Raw genomic sequence first — 18,024 nt, forward strand, 5'->3', positions numbered from 1 at the left:
TTTCAAGGGTCTGGACGGAATTTCGTGAGGGTCACGATCGCAGCAGGACGCGGGTGCGGAGGAGTCTGAAGGACCCCCGTCCGTACATCTGCCGCTTGATCGTCTTAAACGGTTGACCTGCCCTTCGACGACCCCGGAGCTGTAGTCGAGCGTCATGCCGGCGAGGACGGCGTCCCAGTCCTGGCGGAGGAACCCGGTGAAGCCCCGCACGGGCCCGGGGCCGTTGGTCTCGGCCTCGCGGACCCAGTCGGCGAGAAGGTGTCCGCGGCGGTCGCGGACCAGGCCGGTGAAGACGCGTGCCTGGTCACAGGCGGTGGCGATGTCCGGGCAGGCGATGCGCACCTCGTCGAGCTGGTCTTGTTCCTCACGGCTGAGTCCGTCGCGTGGCCTCATGATCCATGAGGTGATCTTGCGCGGTGTGGGGATGGGACGAGGAGGCTCGGCTGCGGCAGTGCCGCCGCGCATGGTGCGGATGTAGAGACGGACGGCCTGCCATCCTCAAGATTCCCGACAGCAACCCAGAGCGCTTCGTCGCTCGCCGTGGGGCTGGCAAATCGAAGGCTCCGAGGCGTCAATGACCTTGGAACCGATCTATTTGCGCGTCAGAGTCACTCAATGGGTGCGGGACGGCACCGAGTTGGTGACCACCAGCCGAGCCTGCTCACCCTGGCCAACTGGCGTCCCGCCTTCCAGTAACGCCGGATGGCAGGGCGCCCGTTGTCGCCGGCGCCCACGCCGCTGAGGCGGTCGACGCCCGACGACTGTCACCCTTCGTTACCACCGATTACGGGCCAGAGCCTGATTCATGACACTCCCCGACAGCACCCTCATTCGATCTGCACCCTTCTCGGATGAGGGCGGGGCCCTCGGCGTTGGGGAAGATGAGAAAGCTGTTGACACACTGGCTCGGTGTGAAAAAGATGTGAAGCCGTTGTCATGGGACTGGTGTGCGGGGGCCGGGGGCGAATGCGTCATACCGTTGGCCTGCGCCCTGAACGGGGATGACTGAGCAGGCGTGAGACTCTTCTTAAGCAGACTGACGGCCGGGACTGCGCTGACGCTGTCCGCAGTGCTGGGGATCGGGCAGGTGCCGGCGCTCGCAGCGTCGGCCAGTCCGGTGGACGGCGGTTCGCCGTCGGGTTTCGATGCGGCGGCCGCGCAGCAGCTACGGCAGGACCAGTGCCTGCTGTCGACGGTGCTGCGGCTGGGCGGGCCAGGGATGAAGAAGGTGTCGGCGGCGGGTCTGGCCGGTGATGCGGCGGCGTTGCATGCAGCCGCGGCGGCGGATTACTGGAACGACACTCCACTGTCGAAGGCCTTCCAGGCCGACCGGGACGCCATCGACGCCTACACGGCGACGCTGGACGGCCGGGCCAAGACCTGGGCGGCGCCGCTGTCGGGGCTGACCACTCCGGCAACCGTCTCTGGTTTCGGCCAGGCCCCCGATCCGGACTTCTTCCATTCCGCGGGCCTGACGCCGTGGCTGGCGCAGCGGTGGTGGACCGATCAGGACACCTTCTACAAGGACCCGACCCCGCTGGCGGGGGACGAGTCGGCGAAGGCCGCGACGGCGCTGGGCAATGGGAAGTTCACCGAGCCGACGAAGCCCTCTGACTATCCCAACGCCACATTCGATTCCTACGACCAGGCGTACAACGAGTGGCGCGCCTGGGGCGACATGACGTTCATGCACGGGCTGTTCGCCGACGACACCCGGCTGTTCCTGGAGAACGGCGGCTTCGCGCGCACCGCGCCCGATCCGGGGACGGTGGAGTACCGGGTGGCGGTGGAGGACCTGAAGTCCCGCTTCGCTTCCTGCGAGTACCGCAACCCGGTGGACCCCAACAGCGTGCTGGGGCAGGAGGTCCAGACCGCTTCCTCGGAGTGGCAGGCGGAGATCACCGCACAGGCCAAGCAGCGGGACGCCATCCTGGCGGCCAACGCCAAGGCGACCGCGGCGCTGACCAAGGGCGCGGAGGCGTTGGGCGAGGCGCTTGGGCAGTCGTGGCTGGCCGACCAGCTCACGCAGTGGCAGGCGTACTGGCTGCCCGGGGGGCCGGGATCGGCCGGTGACGGACCGATCACCTTCAAGCTCAAGGGCGCCACGACGCTGTGCCTGGACGATGCAGGCGGCAAGACCACCGACGGCAACACCATCCAGGCGTACACCTGCAACGGCACCCCCACACAGCAGTGGCGGCCGCTGGACGGCACTCAGCTGGACGGGCCGCTGCGGTACTACCCCGACGGGGTGAACGTGGGCACCGTCAAGTGTCTGGATGTGGACGGCGCGCACGGTACCCCGACGAACGGCACCAAAGTCGTGCTGTACACGTGCAATGGCAAGGCCTCCCAGCACTGGCAGTACGTGACCACGATGGGCGTGACCCGGCTGTACAACGTGGGCTCCAAGCTGTGCCTGAACATGCCCGCCATGACCAAGGGCCAGGCCGCACAGGTGTCATCGTGCAACGGCGCGGTTGCGCAACAGTTCGTGGCCCAGCAGGACAACTCCGGCACGGGCACGGGTGACAAGGGCCCGGACTACCCGAAGGCCGCGGAGTTCACCCAGGCGGAGAAGGCGCTTCCGGCGGCGCAGGCCGCCGCCAAGGCTCAGCTGACGGCAGCGCAGCAGCAGTCGGCGATCGGCCAGCAGGCCGCGACCGACACCACCACGGCCGAGCAGCAGGCCTACGCCATCGCCGATGCGGCGGGCAGTCCGCGTGGCCGGGGGCTGCTGGCCGCGCAGCAAGAAGCCCAGGTCACCATGGCCTCGGCCGCCGCGCTGAAGGCCATCGTGGGGGCTACGCAGACCGCCTACCAGGCGAGCACCGCCTCGGCCGCCGACTCCAAGACGCTGCAGGCGCAGGCCCAGACCGAGGCCGCGGCCTCGAAGGCGGCGTTCCGTCTGGCGGCGGCGCAGGAGGCGGACGCGCAGGCCAAGGCTGCCGCTGACGGCGCTGCGCTGCAGGCGAAGAACGCCGAGCAGCAGAACCAGATCGCGCAGAAGGCACTGGCCACCGCGCAGCAGGCGGAGGCCACCGCCAAGCAGGCCGCCGACGTCGCCCACGCCAAGCGGCTGGCGGCAGAGGCCCAGCAGGCCCAGGCCGCGCAGGCCAAGAACGAGGCCGCGGCCCACCAGGCCAAGGCCGCCCAGGACCGGGCGGCGGCCGAGCAGGCCGGCCAGGCCGCCTCCGACGCCTTGGCCGCAGCCCAGTCCGCCGGGGCCACCGCGGCCTCCAAGCGGCAGGCCGCCGAGGACGCCGACCACAAGGCCTCCGACGCCCGGCAGAAGGCCTGGGACGCCGAGCAGGCCAAGAACGCCCTCCAGGCCAAGGCCGACGCCGCCGACGCCCACGCCGCCGCGGAGGAGAGCAACGACGACGCCAAGGACGCCCGCGCCGCAGCGGACGCAGCGGACCAGGACGCGGCCAACGCCACCACTGCCGCCGACCAGGCCTCGGCCGCCGCCGACGCGGCCACTGGCGAAGCCCAGGCGGCCGACGCAGCGGCCACCCGTGCCGAGGCAGCCGCCTCCCGCGCCCAGGCGCAGGCGAACGAGGCCAAGGCCGCCAAGGCCACCGCCGATGCCGCGGTGGCTACCAGCGAGGCCGCCGTGGCCACTGCGATCAAGGCCGCCGGGCAGGCCTCCTCCGACGCCACCGCCGCCAAGCAGGACGCCGCCAAGGCCCAGGCCGACGCCGCCACCGGGCAGAAGAACGCCATCGCGGCCGCCGCCGACGCCCAGCAGGCCCAGGCCGACGCGGCGACCACCGCCGGCTACGCCTACACCACCGCCCAGGCGGCCACCGCCGCCTCCCAGGCCGCCCAGCAGGTCGCCGCCCCCGCCAACGACGCCGTCCAGCTGGGGGCGCCGTATGTGGACAGCGACTCCTCCGCCGGTCTCGCCGTGCTGACCGCGCAGGCCTCCAAGACCATCGCCGAGCAGCAGCAGGCGCTGGCGCAGGCCAAGGCCCAGCAGGCGCAGAAGGCTGCCGACAACGCTAAGGCCCTGGCGGATGCCGCCACGGGTGACGCCAAGAACGCCGCGGTGGCCGCCGCCGACGCCGCCGCCCAGGCGGCCAGGGCGCAGGTCTCCGCCCAGCAGGCGATCGCCTCCGCCGCCAAGGCGGAGAAGGCCGCCGCCGAGGCCAAGGCGAGTGAGGCACGCACCATCGCCTACGACGCCCAGGCCACCGCCGATGCCGCAGCCGCCCAGGCCGCAGCCGACGCGGCAGCCGCCGACGCCACCACGGCCCGCGCCTCCGCAAACCAGGCCGAGTCGGACGCGGCAGCGGCCCAGTCCGCGGCCGACGCCGCCCAGACCGCCGCGGCCACCGCCCGCGAGGTCGCCGCCCAGGCCGACAAGGACGCCGACGCGGCAGAAGCGGCTGCCAAGGACGCCGAGAAGCAGGCCGAATCCGCCCAGCAGGCCGCCACCAAGGCCGAGCAGGAACAGGCCGCCGCCTCCGTCGACAGTGGCGGCGCCACCGGCCTCGCCCGGGTCTTCACCACCCAGAAGATCACCCCGATCGGCGATCCCAAGCCGGAGACCCCCTGCACCGGCACCACCAGCTGCGACGTGACCTTCCTGTTCACCTTCGACCTGACCATCGACTTCTACCTGTGCAACGACCAGGCCGCACCCGAGGACGTCACCGCCGCCGGCTGCCCCGCCGACGACACCGTCTTCCTCGACAGCAGGACCAAGCACGGCGTCACCCAGGAGATCACCAAGCACCTCAGCACCTGGGACATCCTCCAGATGACGGACGGCGCCTTCCTCAAGGCGCTCTGGGACGGCTTCACCGCCGACTTCGCCCACTGCGCCCACGGCAGCGTCAGCGGCTGCGCCTGGGCCGCCAGCTGGTTCGTCCCCGACTCCGCGATCGCCGACGTGGTGAAGGCCGTCAAGGCCCTCGACATCGCCCTCCACACCGGCATCGGCATCGCCGACGCCTGGAAGGCTCTCGACGCCCTCAAGCTGGGCAGCGGCGCGGTCGACATCATCCACGAAGAGGTGGACTTCGCCGAGGACATCCTCGCGGCCTGTGAAGACAACAGCTTCCCGGCCGGCACCCAGGTGCTCCTCGCCGACGGTACGCACAAGGCCATCGGCGCCCTGCGCACCGGGGACCTGCTGCTGACGACCGACCCGACCACCGGGCGGTCGCAGGTGGAGCCGGTCACGGCCACCTACGCCCACCCCACCGGGCAGCTGCTGGACCTCGCACTCACCGGCGGCGGCCACCTCACCACCACCCCGCACCACTACGTGTACGCGGTGGGCCGTGGCTGGGTGTTCGCGTCCGACCTGCGGATCGGCGACCGGCTGCGGAACCCCGACGGAGCCGAGCAGGCCGTCACCGCCGTCCGCACGGCCGACGGCACGCCCCGGACGGTGTACGACCTGACGGTCGACGGCACGCACACCTTCTACGTCCGTACCGGTGCGACCGCTGCCGACGTCCTCGTCCACAACTGCCTGAACCTGCTCAAGGACGAGCTCGCCCACGAGGACGCGCACACCATCAGTGACCATGTCGCCGAGGGGGCCTACGGTGAAAACGGCGCCCTCATGGGCGTCACGGAGGCCGAGGCGGAGGCAATGGCCCTGTCCAAGGGCGTCAACGGAGTGTTCACCGACCTTGATACCGCTCAGGAGGCGCTGAGGCAGGCAATGCTGAAGCAGAACTCATGGATGGCCAAGTTCATGAAAGGACCCGAACGATCGGGCGAGTTCACGGTGAAGCTCGACAATCTGGTCGTCAACGGGAAACCGGTCACCTCGCTGGGCAAGGTCTACGCGAAGCAGGCCGACGGTACGGTGAGGGTGCTCAACGCCGGCACCAGAGTCACAGTCCGCGTGGTGAAGGACTCCGCCCACGTCGGGAAGCGGAAGTGGCTCGTCACGTCGATCTTCCCACTCCAATAGAAACGGCCGAGGAATCATCCATGACTGAACGATTCGGTGGCATGGAATTCGGGCTTCCCCGTGTGACCAGGGCTTTTCATCGCTACTGGCGGGAGGAGGTGGGCAGTGACGTCGACGTGCTGATGGCCTACACCGTCGACATGCCGACGTACCAGGTCGAGGCCGTGCTCATCGACGCGCTTCGGCTGGCCGACTCCGACGTGCCCGCCTGGGCGATCGAGGCGCTCTGGACGTTGGGCACCCAGGAGCAGCACGTCCTTCGTGACGAGGGCCGGGAGGGGCGCGACTGGCTACGGCTCGTCATCGGGCTGTACCGGGACCACCTGCTTTCGAAGGCCCCGGACAGCCCGGTCACTGCTCCGCCGAACCCCTACCTTCACTTGACCGGGTCCGTTCTGGACGAGATCCGGCTGGTCGCGGACGCGATGCTCGTCGAGTCACTGAGCTATCGCAGGAGGTATATCCCCGGCGTGGTGCCCGCGCTGGAACTGGTCGCGGCGCGCGCCGATCCCGACCTGGCGTTCCGTTTCTTCCTGCATGCACTCGCCGCTTACGGTCCGGACATCCCCCGCGGCCAGTACGAACGGTATGTGACTCTCGGCGAGCAATTCGAGTACGGAGAGCTCCTGGTCCAAGGCTACGAACACCGCGTGGACTGAGCTTGACTCTGACGCGCAAATAGATCGGTTCCAAGGTCATTGACGGCACGGAGCCTTCGATTTGCCAGCCCCACGGCGAGCGACGAAGCGCTCTGGGTTGCTGTCCGGGATCTTGGAGTTTCTCGGTGCGGCAGCATGGTCAACGGGCATGCTCGGGTAGTTCCGATGACCGATGCAGTTGTCGAGGTGCCCGTTGTCCCTCCGCCCACGTTCCGGTGAGCAGGTCCCGCCTCTGACTGCGCAGGTCGCGCGGGCGAGCAACCCGGGCGGCACGACGGCGATATGGGTGAGAGACCGGCTGGACGGGCTGTGGCATGACGAGGACTTCGCCGACTGGTACCCGCGTGACGGGCGTCCGGGTCTCGCTGATCGTGGCCAGGTTCACCAAGAGCCAGTGCCAGCCCTGCCCGGCGCGGACCCAATGCACCACCTCCCGCGAAAGCACCCGCACCGTGGGCTTTCCCCCACGAGAACTCCGCGACCTGCAACTTCGCGTCCGCACCGAGCAACAGACACCCGAGTGGAAGACCCGCTACGCGGTCCGCTCCGGAGTGGAGGGCACGGTCAACGAGTTCGCCCACGGATATGGCATGCGACGCTGCCGCCACCGAGGACAGGGAAAGACCCACATCCAGCACGTCCTGACGGCCATCGTCAGGACGTCCCGTTGCTTCATTCACCAGGGCTTGACCTGCCACTCAAAACCCAAACGCAACGGTGTTGACTTTACGAGCCCCACACGATGTCGTCCCGCAGACCGCGGCCGCGCCCTTGGGCCCGTCACTCGCCCGCCCGGCGGCGTGTGCTGTGCCGGGCGGGCGAATGGGTGTCACGCGGTGAGCGTGGTGAGTACCGGGACCGGAATCCCCTCACGCGCGACACACATGATCGTGATCGGTGCGCGATGGACCGAGTAGGCTCGGCAGCCCCCAAAGGCGAGTGTTCTGCCTTCCAGCGTATTTTCGTCGAGGACGATCTCGGCCGGAATTGCGGCAGTCGATGCGGCAGGTTCGCTTTCACCGGCGTCCTGCGTCGCAAGGATGAAGTCCGACAACAGATCACCGAGGTCGGCAACTGGGTAGATCCTTGCACCTTCCGGCGCGTCCCTCATGGTTCTGACGAGGATCTCATAGCCCTGTTGACCATAGGTGATATCGACCGAACAGGGGCGTCCCTCGTGTTCGGAGTGTCCGGTGTACCGCGGGCCGGGAAGCGTAGGTGCGTCGAGCAGTCCGACTGGAGCACTGAACCAATGCGCCACCTGCGCGACCGTTTTGTTTTGCCAGCGGGCGTCTGACGGCTCGTTGCTGTATTCCATCGCGTAGTCTCCGCTTCAGGTCCGCGACTCAGTAGATCCAGGTGAAGTCTTCGGGACCGCCTGAAGTACATACCGAACCGTCCACCAGAATAGCGGAGCTACCGGTGCTGACGTATGCGTCGGACTCCCCGGCGGTCATGCCGCCGAACGTGCGGGTCACTCCCCAGGAAGTGCGAAGGAGCAGGCCGCCCGACCACGTATGGCTGCTCTGGCCGCCATTGTCCTTCATGACGACCAGCCACCAGTAGGAAGTGGCCGGCTCGTCGACGTTGAAGCCGGTCTGGACCTTGACGCTGAGGTTTCCGACTGCGTTGTAGTCGATGTACGAAGAGCCGCAGTTGCCGCCGATGGTGGTATTGGGATGAGCGATCGACGGCGTTGCCGTGGAAGGCGTCCCCTTCTTCACCGAGTACTGAACACCGCTCGGGGTGGTGCGGATCTCGTAGCCGTGAGCAGCCGCGACCTTGACGTTGAAACCGGTGACCGTCATCGCCTGAGTTACGACGCGGTGAGCGCCGCCACCAGTTGCTGTCGTTGTCGCCGCCTGCGCAGGAGCCGTTCCGAGCAGCGTTGCACCCATGACACCTACCGCTATTGACGCCAGTCCTGTCTTGATGACCCGTCTCATTTCTTCTCATCTGCTGGATGTGGAGTGAAGTGGAATGAAGAGGGATGTCTCGCGAGGTTCCAACGGGCATCTGTTCCCATGTTACGCATGGGATGATTGTTCGACGAAGGGGTTTTCATGAGCGGAATTAACAATTCCCCTGAGGTGGGCCGGAGTTTACGTATGATCGCCGCTCTCTCGTGCAGAGGGGGCAGGTCAGGTGGTCGGCCTTGTCTGCCCCGATCTCAGGTACGGGTCCGGGGGGATCTTGAAGGTCTCGGTCCGCCACGGCTGCAGGCCGAAGGTGTGCCAGATCCGCAGCACACCGGCCGGCGAGATCCCCACGGCTTCGGCCGGTTCCCGCTTCGCCCCGCTTCGCCCCGGTTCAGTCCGGCGCCGCCCGTCCGTAGAGGGGCCGAACCTGGTTCGGGGCAGTAGTTTTCAGCACTTCGGACAGCACTCTGACATGTGCTCGCGGCCGGGCCCTCATGCCGGGTCGGTGGTCCCGTCGCCCACTGGACCGCCTGGCCTGCCCGTTCCCGCGCAGTCCGGCTGTCTGTCAGACCCCGGGCATATGTTTTCGCCCATGGCTCCTGATCTGTTCCGTCGGCTCGCGCCGTTCCGTGAGGAAGCACTGAGGCGCGGGATACCACTCCAGGACGTTGAGCGGTGGATCGCCACCGCCCGTCCGTCCGGGACGCTCGTCACGCGTGGCGAGGGACTGGTCGTCGGCCGGTTCGGCGGCCCCCTGATGCTGCCCGCCGATGTCCCCGACCCCTGGTACCCCCTGCTCGCCACCCTCGACTGCGCTGCCCTGCCCGAGGAGGTGACGGGCCTTCCGCTGCCGGTCGACGGTCACTTGCTGCTCTTCGGCTTCCCCGAGATGACGTACTACAGCGCCAGCACTGGTGAGGTCGTGTACGTCCCTGCCGGGACGCCCGTCGAGGAGCGGAAGACCAAGTACCCCTGCGTCTACGGCGAGGAGGGGCACGAGTTCGAGGGCGACGAGATGCTGAGCATCTACGAGGAGTTCCCGCAGGACGAACTGCGTCTGTCGGCCGACGTCTCCCTGCCGTACCACTTCCTGGTCCCGTCCCCGGAGCCCGGCCAGGAGGACGCTTTGCTCCCCGGCCATCCCCGCGCCTGGGAACTGGCCGAGGCGTGGGCGGACACGTGCGGCGGGATCATCGTCGACGGCCCGCTGCACATCGGCGGGTACGCCTTCCACGAGTGCACGGAGACGGACCCCGTCACAGACGCCGCGCGGGAGGCGGAGCGGGCGCGACGGCACCGGGCCGCTGGGGCGAACGAGTCCGTGGACGCCGTGGAACTGCCCGCCCCCGAGGAGTGGACGCTGCTCGCTCAGTGGGACATCGGTCTCACCGGGCGGGAGGGATCCACCCTGCACTGGGTGATCCCGCGGCAGGACCTGGCCGAGCGCCGCTTCGACCGCGCGCACGTTTCGTTCTTCTGGAATCCCTGAGCCGATTAGTTCCCGGCGCGCCGGTCCCGAGGCCCCTCACGACCGGGTGGCGGTGGCCCGTCCATAGGCCGCGGAACTGTACGGACCCGGCATCCGGGAACGCGCGTCGGGAACCGCGAGTGCCGTAGTGCTGCACGTGGTGCACGCCTGGCAGGCCCGGAAAAGGCCGGCAGACGCGGCTGCCCGAGCACTGTCCGATCTGCCGAACAACTGTTGTCCGTACTCGAGCTCTGGCTCAGCGGAAACGCAGCAGAACCCGTACTCGTGAACGCTTCCTCGGCAAGACCAGGCGCGAGGTCCTCACCCCGGCTGTGTGGGTACGTCGGGAAGAGAGGGCCCCCGGGTGGTACTGCTGTTCCCACCCGGGGCTCTGGCGACGGCGGTACGGGCACGGCGATGCTGGCCGGGTGAGCATGGCTTATCTCGCGCAGCCCGCGCAGCAGCAGAAACTCGAATGGCTCGACGGCGGCGTGTTCTCCGTCCTGCTCGACAGCGCTGCCACTGACGGGCAGCTGACCGTCGGACGGTTCAGCGTCGCCAAGGGCGAAGCACCGCCGTATCACCTGCACACCCGAGAGGACGAGGTGTTCCTGCTGATCTCGGGGACTGCGCTGGTGTGGTCCGGCGACCAGGAGATGGAACTGTCCGAGGGCGGCATCGTCTATCTGCCCAGGAACGTGCCCCACGGCTACCGCATCACCTCCGAGACCGCCGACCTGCTGATGATCTGTACCCCGGCCGGCATCGAGGGGATGTTCCGGCAGGCCGGGCGTGACCTGTCCACCCCACGGCCTGACGGTTTCGAGATCTCACGTGAGGTGATGGCCGAGGCCGCCGACAGGTACGGCCAGGTCATCGTCGGACCGCCGCGCTGACCTCCCCGCGCCATCCCGCCCTGCGTTCCCGGACGCCACGCAAGCGACAGGCAACACACATGAAAGGCATCACCCATGTCCCGTGAGCAGCGCCAGGCCCTCGACGAGTTGCTCCGCCACGCCCCGCTGGACATCGGCGGTGATGTCGCCGAACAGCGCGCCGTGTTCCACGAGATGATCGCAGCGGTGCCCGTGGCCTCCGACGTCACGTTCATACCGGGGGAACTCGGCGGTGTGCCGGTCGTCACCGTCGGTACGCCGGACCACGATCCGTCCCTGGTCGTCCTGTACATCCACGGCGGCGCCTACGCCATCGGCTCGGCGTCCGACTCGGTGGGTCTGGCCGCGGACGTCGCCCGACGGACCGGGGCCCGCGCCGTGAGCGTCGACTACCGCCTCGCCCCCGAGCACCCGTTCCCTGCGGCCGTCGACGACACCCTGGCTGTCTACCACGCTCTGCTCAAGGACGGCGTTCCCAGCACCAGGATCGCCGTCGTCGGGGAGTCCGCGGGCGGCGGACTGGCCGTCGCGACGCTGCTGGCGGCCCGGGACGCCGGCCTGCCCCAGCCGTCCTCGGCGGTGCTGTTCTCCCCGTGGACCGATCTGACCGTGTCCGGTGCCAGCGCGGTCGGCAAAGCGGACGTCGACCCCGCGCTGACCGCGGAGGGCCTGCGCACCCGGGCCCGCGACTACCTCGGCACCGCCGATCCCGCCGCGCCGCTGGCCAGTCCCGTCTTCGCTGACTTGACCGGTCTGGCCCCGCTGCTCATCCAGGTCGGCTCGCACGAGATCCTGCTGGACGACGCCGTACGGCTCGCCGCCCGCGCGGGCGCACACGACGTCGCCGTCCAGCTTCAGGTGTGGCCCGAAGTACCGCACGTCTTCCAGTCGTTCGCGGCGTTCCTCACCGACGCCAGTGAGGCTCTCGACTCCGCGGCCGCTTTCGCCACGGCCCGGTGGGCCGAGTCGGCGGCTCCGTTGCCGTAACGGGTTCGGCCCGTACCCGCCGCCGGTAGCATCTCCTACCGATGACAGGTACCGGCAATAGCTTCGGCATCGCGTTACGCGGCTGGCGCGAGCGGGTGTCGCCGTCGGAGGCGGGCCTGGCCGCCGTGCCCGACACAGACACCGGCCGACGGGTGCGCGGGCTGCGCCGCGCGGAACTGGCGCGTGCGGCGGGGCTGTCGGTGGACTACGTCGTACGGCTGGAACAGGGTCGCGCCCGCCACCCCTCACCACAGGTCGTCGCCGCACTGGCCCGGGTGCTGAAACTGAGCGTCGCCGAACACGACCATCTCTTCCGTTGCGCCGACCTCATGCCGCCCTCGTCCGGAAACGTTCCCCTCGACGTACCGCCCCGTGTGGAGCGGCTCGCGCACCGCATGGGCGGGAACCCGGTCGCGGTCTTCGCCGCCGACTGGACGCTGGTCAGCTGGAACGCGATGTGGACCGCCACGATCGGCGAGCCCGGCACGTACGGCTGGGCAGGGCGCAATCTCGTCGCCGGGATGTTCCGCTCGGTCGGCGGCCGCAGACCCGATTCCATCGCGGCATGGCCCGTACGGTCCCGGCTGGGCGACCACGCCGAGGAAGAGGCGCTCGTCGCCGACCTCCGCGTCACCGCCGCCGCCTACCCCGCGGACGCACGCCTGGCCGCCCTGGTCGACGACATGATCCACGCCAACCCGCGCTTTGCTCGGCTGTGGACCAGCGGATCCGCCGGCGCCCTGAGCGGCGACCGCAAGACGGTCGCACACCCGGTGGTCGGCGACATCGACCTGGAACTGGACATTTTGACGGTCGCCGGCCCCGACTTCCGCGTCGTCACCTACACCGCGGATCCGGACACCGCCGACGAGTCCAAGCTGGACACGCTCCGCGCGAGCCTACGAGCCCCGCAACCGCGAATGCCGCAGGTGCCGCGTGGGCTCGGCGTTCCTGGCGAACGGCCCTCAGGGAGCGGCGAAGGCGGCGCAACCGCCCACCGGCGGCCCGGCCCCGCAGGTACGTCCGCGGATGGCCCGCGGCGTGCCGGGGCGGGCGCCAACGGTCCGCAGCAGGAACAGGGGTGCTCCGGTGAAACCACCACCGACCTGTCCGTGGTTGGCGCGGAACTCGGCGATGACGCGTCCGCTCCTGTCTCGGGCGTCCGTCATGGCCGTCTCCTGCCCGGGTGACGTCACGAGGAGCCAACGGCCGACGCCAACGGACTCGCCGGACGAGCCGCCTGGTTGATTGTCGTCCGGGGACGGGGAAAGGGACAGCCGCGAGGGTAGGAACAGGGGTACCACCCCGCCGGCCCTGCCGATGGACAGTGGCCGTCCCGCGGCTGTGAAGGTGTGTGTCATCGTCTACCGCTATGACTATCTCGACCGAGCAGGTGCCGCCCGAGGACGTGGAGACACGGGCGGCCGCCGCCGAGCGGCTCACGTTCTTCGGAGACGCGGTGATCGCCATCGGCTGCGCACCCGCATCCTCGGCGGCGCCACCGAACCGGGCCCCGGAGCCTGCGCCGGAACCGAAGCGGTCGGTTCGCCCGCTGGTTTCCGTGACCGAGCGGCCCGAACCGCCCGAAGAGAATCCGTTCCGCGCACTGCTCTAGCAAACAAAGCCAGCCCTCGGAACCACTTACGGGGGCTTCGTCCTTGCATCTGGCGGGTGGCACCAGTCGACATCTACACCGACTGGATGGGCGGCCTGATGAGCGAGTATGTGCTTGGTCATGTCCGCCTGCCAGACCTGGCAGACCGGTGCAAGTGGCGGCATGGTCACTGTGTGCGACTCCTGTGAGGGATGTCAACCGGCGTCCAAGCTCAATACGCTGAGTGGTACCTGCCCTACACCGATAGCTCAAGTACTGCGGTGAGACACGCATTCCGTGGGCTCCCGGTATCGATCCCCCCTCGGACACTTGTAGTAACGATACGGAATCGAGGGCCTCGACCTTACGGTCGCGGTCCTCGTTGCGTTGTCGTAGGTGACAGTGATGCCCAGGGCGTCGTAGAGGGGCTCCTTCTTCTTGGCGCCGGCGGCTTGGATGCGTTGTGCGATGTCTCCGAGTCTCTCCGGTCGACGACGTTCTGCACTGGTCCCACTGGCGACGACGACGCCGGCACCAAGCCCGCATCAGCCACTGCAAACGACGCGGACACAGCCCCTGAAAACTGCCCAGCACTCAGAACAAGCACCGTTGCAGTACTGAGTCCCGCGCTCTCGTCGACAACGGCGACTTCCACAACTACTGGGCCTTCCGCACCGGCCGTAGGCATGAACGCCTCTACTTCACCCTCGACCAGCAGCGATACACCCTCACCGGTCGGTCAGGATTTTCCCTCGAAACGAGCCGCGCCCCGCGCGGAATGCCGTCTTCTTGCCTGTCTGCTGCCTCGTTGCCGGGCGGGGCGGTGTGCGCATACTTCGGGAGGCCGGGACTGGGGGGATCGCATTGGGCAGGCTGCTTGTCGTACCCGTACATCTGGACGCACTGTGCCTGGCGGGGGAGCGCCAGGTCACGGAGCCTTTCACGGACTTCACGCGGTTGCCGTACCGGGACCCCGCCGACGGGCACGACCACCAGGCGGACATGCCGTACGTCAGCGAGACGCTGCTGTCGGTGCCGTTCCAGGACCAGGGCTTCCGGCTCAAGGCGGGCGTCCATCTGCACTGGTCGCTGCCCGACGCGCTGACCCGGCTGGCAGCGTCGCAGGACGCGGCGGGCGCGGCGCCGGTGGTGCCGAACCGGTGGCTGGTGACCCGCAGCGCAGGCGGTGCCGTGGCGCAGCAGTGGGTGGTCGAGAGCGACTTCCTGGCCGAGGACAACGCGGGCGGCGTGCCGTACCCCTACATCGCGGACCAGATGGACGGGCCCGAGCGGTTGCCGTACCGGCTGCTGGGGCGCAGGGTGCCGCTGACCGCCTGGCAGCCGGCGGGACGGACCGGCTCCGCCGACCCGGCGGACCGGGCCCGGTATCTGCGGGCGTTGACGGCGGTGGGCTACGGGGAGCCGGCGTTCGCGTCGTTCTATCCGCACTGCCACAGCGTGTTCGGGCTGCACGACCCGGCGTTCCAGGGGGTGCCGCCGCAGGACGTGACGTACGACGTGCTGGGCTGGTACGAGGACCCGGGCCAGGATGCGTTGGCGGCCGCGCTGGGGGCGCCACGAGATGCCGGGACGGGCTGGCCCGACGTGCTGCGCGCCGCGTTCGGCTGGACGGCGGCGGACAGCGGCGCCGGGCCGGACCGGATGGTGTGCTGGGGGCGGATCGCGTTCGCGCCCGGAGCGCAGGAGCTCCGGAAGGACATCGCGGTCGACGACACCGGGGTGTGGGTCGGCAACACCCCGACGGAGGCACTCGCGGCCCATCTGGGTGCCGTGCTCGGCGACACCGGCCTGGCGGCCGACGACCTGGAGAACCTGCTGGAGGCGCTGGCCTTCGCCGAGGAGCTGGAGTCGGCACCGCTGGACGTCGGGCTGAAGCTGCTGGAGGCCCGGCACGCCGACACCTTCCGGGCCGTGCCGTCCGGGAATCTGTGGACCGTGACGGACGACCGGGCCGGCCAGGGCGCGGACGCCGACCTGACCGCCCTGCCGCGTGCCGCCGGGGCCGCGCTGAACACGCTGAACGCCGCACAGGCGGCCTGCGACCGGGCGGGCGCCGAACTCACCGGGCTGCGCCAGGAGCTGTACGCCGACTGGTACCGCTACATGCTGTGTGTCTACCCGCCGGACACCAGTCGGGACAGCTACCCGAACCCCGACCAGGTGCTCTTCCACCTGCGTCGCCAGGCCGCCCTCATCACCCGCCGCGCCGCCCGCGCCGAGGCCCTCGGCCAGGACCGCGACGCCGCGCGGGCCGCCGCCGAGACCGTACTGCCCGACGGCTACCGGCTGCTGCCGGGCCCGGCCCCGCAGTACTACCTGCCGAACGAGCCCGTGGTGCTGCTCACCGGCCCGGCCGCGACCCCCTCCGACCGCTTCGGGCAGGACGGACTGCTGGAGTGCCAGGTCACCGATGGCGACATCCCCGCCGACGCCGAGGCCGTCCGGGCCCTGCGGGACACGGTGGCCGGCCTCCCCGCCCTGGCCGCGCACACCCGTGCCTGGGAGACGCAGCCCTGGCATCCGCTCCTGCTGCAGTGGGAGGCGGAGTTCTTCCCGGCGGGCCCGAACGGCAACCTCAACAATCCGGCCGACCGCGACTTCCACACCGACTTCATCACCGCCACCTACACGCTGTCGGCCGACCAGGCCGAGCTGCGCCCCCGGGCGGCCGGCGGGGCGGTGCTGGCCAAGGCCGCCAACGTCTACACCGGCGCCGCCGTGCTCTCGCCTTCGGCCCGGCCGCTGCTGGCCGCCCGGATCCTGCGCTACCTGGCCAAGCCGGTGCTGGCCGCGCTGGACGGCGCCGTCACCGAGGACGCGTTCACCGCCGACCCGGAACCGGCCCTGGACCGTTTCCTGGCGTCCGGCAAGGCCGATCAGCGGGCGGTCACCCTGGTCGCCGTCTACCGCCATCTGGCCGCCAACGAACAGAACAACCTCGCCCAGGCGCTCGGCGGCTTCGACGACGCGCTGCTGATGCGCCGGCTCGCCCGCCAGCTGCCGGTCGCCGACCCGCTGGGCTTCCCCGACCACCGGACGGTGACCGAGACCGAGGTCGCCCCCGCCGTGGCGGGCGAGAGCCGGTACACCCCGCAGCCGCTCAGCGACTTCAACCCCATCAGGGCCGGAGCGATGCGGCTGCTGCGGCTCCGCATGGTCGACACGTTCGGCACCGTACGGGACATCCCCGTCGAAACCGTCGGCACGACCACCCAGTTACGGGTCGAGGGGCATCCCAGCTGGGTCGACCTGCCGCCCCGGCTCGCCCAGCCGGCCCGGCTGTCGCTGCGCTGGCTGGACGCCGACAGCGACCTCGCCGAGATGAACGCAGTCCCCGCCACCTCGCCCGTGTGTGGCTGGCTGCTCGCCAACCACCTCGACGGCAGCGTGGCCGTGCACGCCGCCGACGGGAGCGCGCTCGGGGCGGTCTACGCCCTGCCCGGCGACCCCGGGCCGGCCGGCGTCCCCGCCCTGTGGCAGCCCGCCCCCGGCCGGGCCCCGGTGCCGGTGGACGGCATCGGCAACCCGCACCTGAGGGCGGTCGTGGCCCGGCTGCGCGACTTGGGACCGGACGGGGTGGCCGCCTTCCTGGGCACCCTGGACCAGGCGCTGGCCGCCATCGAGCCCGAGGACTACGCCCTGAACCGGAACCGGGCCCTGCTGGTCAGCCGCCCGGTGGCGGTGACCCGGGCCACGGTGAGCCTGGAACTGGCCGGGCGCCCGGCGGTGCACCAGGACTGGAACGTCTTCCGGCAGGACCTGCGCCGCAGCGGCTGCGAGTCCAACGGCTTCACCCGGGTACGGTTCCCGGTCCGGCTCGGCGACCACGGACGGCTCGGCGACGGGCTGGTCGGCTACTGGCCCGAGGAACCCGACGGGCGGCTCGGCCCGGTGCTGCACTCGGTGACCGACGGGGACGAGACCGAGGACGCGGCGCTGTTCCAGGCGATCGACGCCCCGGTCCAGGCGCTGACCATGCTGGTCGACCCGCGCGGCGCCGTGCACGCCTGCTGCGGCATCCTCCCGGCGAAATCGCTGCGCATTCCCGACGCCCACTACCGGGACGCGCTCGGCGCGATGGAGATCGCCTTCCTCGCCGCCCCCGTGCTCGGGGACGGCACCGCCGCGGCCCCCGACCTCCCGCTGCCGGACGAGCCGGGCTTCGTATGGTGCTGGCTGGAGCGTGACGTCCCGTCCGGCACCGGCTGGCTGCGCACCGGCAGCGAGCCGCTGATCGACCGGGCCGCGGTCCTGGCCGCCTTCCCCGGCGAGGCGGCCCTGTGGCGACAGCTGGCCGACGCGGGCTGGCTGGCGCCGCTGGACGACGACACCGCGCTGGTCACCCCCGCCGAACAGCGCCCCCCGCTGCCCACCGCGCTGGCCGGCCACGCCGACGCGTTCACCGCACTCCTGGAACGGCCCGCGCTGGCCCAACCGCGCCAGGACGCCTCCTTCGCCGCCCGGCCCACCGCCCGGGAAGGCTGGCTGACCCTGCGGCCCCGCCCGACGACGAACGCCAACCGACAGTAGGGACGCACACCACCC

At 70.1% G+C, this 18,024-nt stretch carries 11 protein-coding genes; 9 read left to right on the top strand and 2 right to left on the bottom strand.

Annotated features, from left to right (window positions below; genetic code table 11):
• The first annotated feature begins 1,015 nt into the window (after positions 1–1,015).
• From OG747_RS38950 to OG747_RS38960, 3 genes are all read left to right on the top strand, one after another.
• Positions 1,016–5,935: a polymorphic toxin-type HINT domain-containing protein gene (locus OG747_RS38950; protein ID WP_405884048.1), complete on the top strand. Its 4,920-nt coding sequence runs from the start codon at positions 1,016–1,018 to the stop codon at positions 5,933–5,935.
• Between the two features lie 20 nt (positions 5,936–5,955).
• A complete protein-coding gene (locus OG747_RS38955) occupies positions 5,956–6,594 on the top strand; it encodes a hypothetical protein (protein ID WP_405884049.1) in 639 nt (212 codons plus the stop codon).
• A 314-nt stretch (positions 6,595–6,908) separates the two neighbouring features.
• Positions 6,909–7,511 (top strand): transposase, encoded by a 603-nt coding sequence (locus OG747_RS38960; RefSeq protein ID WP_405884050.1) that lies wholly within the window; start codon positions 6,909–6,911, stop codon positions 7,509–7,511.
• Here OG747_RS38960 and OG747_RS38965 read toward each other — a convergent pair.
• Positions 7,424–7,912, bottom strand: a complete 489-nt coding sequence (locus OG747_RS38965; protein WP_405884051.1) for a hypothetical protein — start codon at positions 7,910–7,912, stop codon at positions 7,424–7,426. The genes OG747_RS38960 and OG747_RS38965 overlap by 88 nt on opposite strands.
• A gap of 28 nt (positions 7,913–7,940) precedes the next feature.
• Positions 7,941–8,492, bottom strand: coding sequence for a hypothetical protein (locus OG747_RS38970; RefSeq protein WP_405884052.1), 552 nt, complete (start codon positions 8,490–8,492; stop codon positions 7,941–7,943).
• A 613-nt stretch (positions 8,493–9,105) separates the two neighbouring features.
• Between OG747_RS38970 and OG747_RS38975 the strand changes: the two genes are divergently transcribed.
• The 6 genes from OG747_RS38975 (at position 9,106) to OG747_RS39000 (ending at position 18,009) form a co-directional block, all read left to right on the top strand.
• Entirely contained in the window at positions 9,106–10,002 is an 897-nt protein-coding gene (locus OG747_RS38975; RefSeq protein WP_405884054.1) for a DUF1963 domain-containing protein, read from the top strand.
• Between the two features lie 413 nt (positions 10,003–10,415).
• Positions 10,416–10,877 (top strand): cupin domain-containing protein, encoded by a 462-nt coding sequence (locus OG747_RS38980; RefSeq protein ID WP_405885933.1) that lies wholly within the window; start codon positions 10,416–10,418, stop codon positions 10,875–10,877.
• Positions 10,878–10,952: 75 nt separating this feature from the next.
• Positions 10,953–11,864: an alpha/beta hydrolase gene (locus OG747_RS38985; protein ID WP_405884055.1), complete on the top strand. Its 912-nt coding sequence runs from the start codon at positions 10,953–10,955 to the stop codon at positions 11,862–11,864.
• A 41-nt stretch (positions 11,865–11,905) separates the two neighbouring features.
• Positions 11,906–13,054, top strand: a complete 1,149-nt coding sequence (locus OG747_RS38990; RefSeq protein WP_405884056.1) for a helix-turn-helix transcriptional regulator — start codon at positions 11,906–11,908, stop codon at positions 13,052–13,054.
• Between the two features lie 182 nt (positions 13,055–13,236).
• The gene (locus OG747_RS38995; protein ID WP_405884057.1) at positions 13,237–13,479 is read left to right on the top strand and encodes a hypothetical protein; all 243 of its coding nucleotides are present in this window, start codon (positions 13,237–13,239) and stop codon (positions 13,477–13,479) included.
• 843 nt (positions 13,480–14,322) lie between these two features.
• Positions 14,323–18,009 (top strand): hypothetical protein, encoded by a 3,687-nt coding sequence (locus tag OG747_RS39000; protein WP_405884058.1) that lies wholly within the window; start codon positions 14,323–14,325, stop codon positions 18,007–18,009.
• Positions 18,010–18,024 lie beyond the last annotated feature (15 nt).

The sequence above is a fragment of the Streptomyces sp. NBC_01384 genome, from assembly GCF_045040035.1.
Lineage (GTDB): Bacteria > Actinomycetota > Actinomycetes > Streptomycetales > Streptomycetaceae > Streptomyces.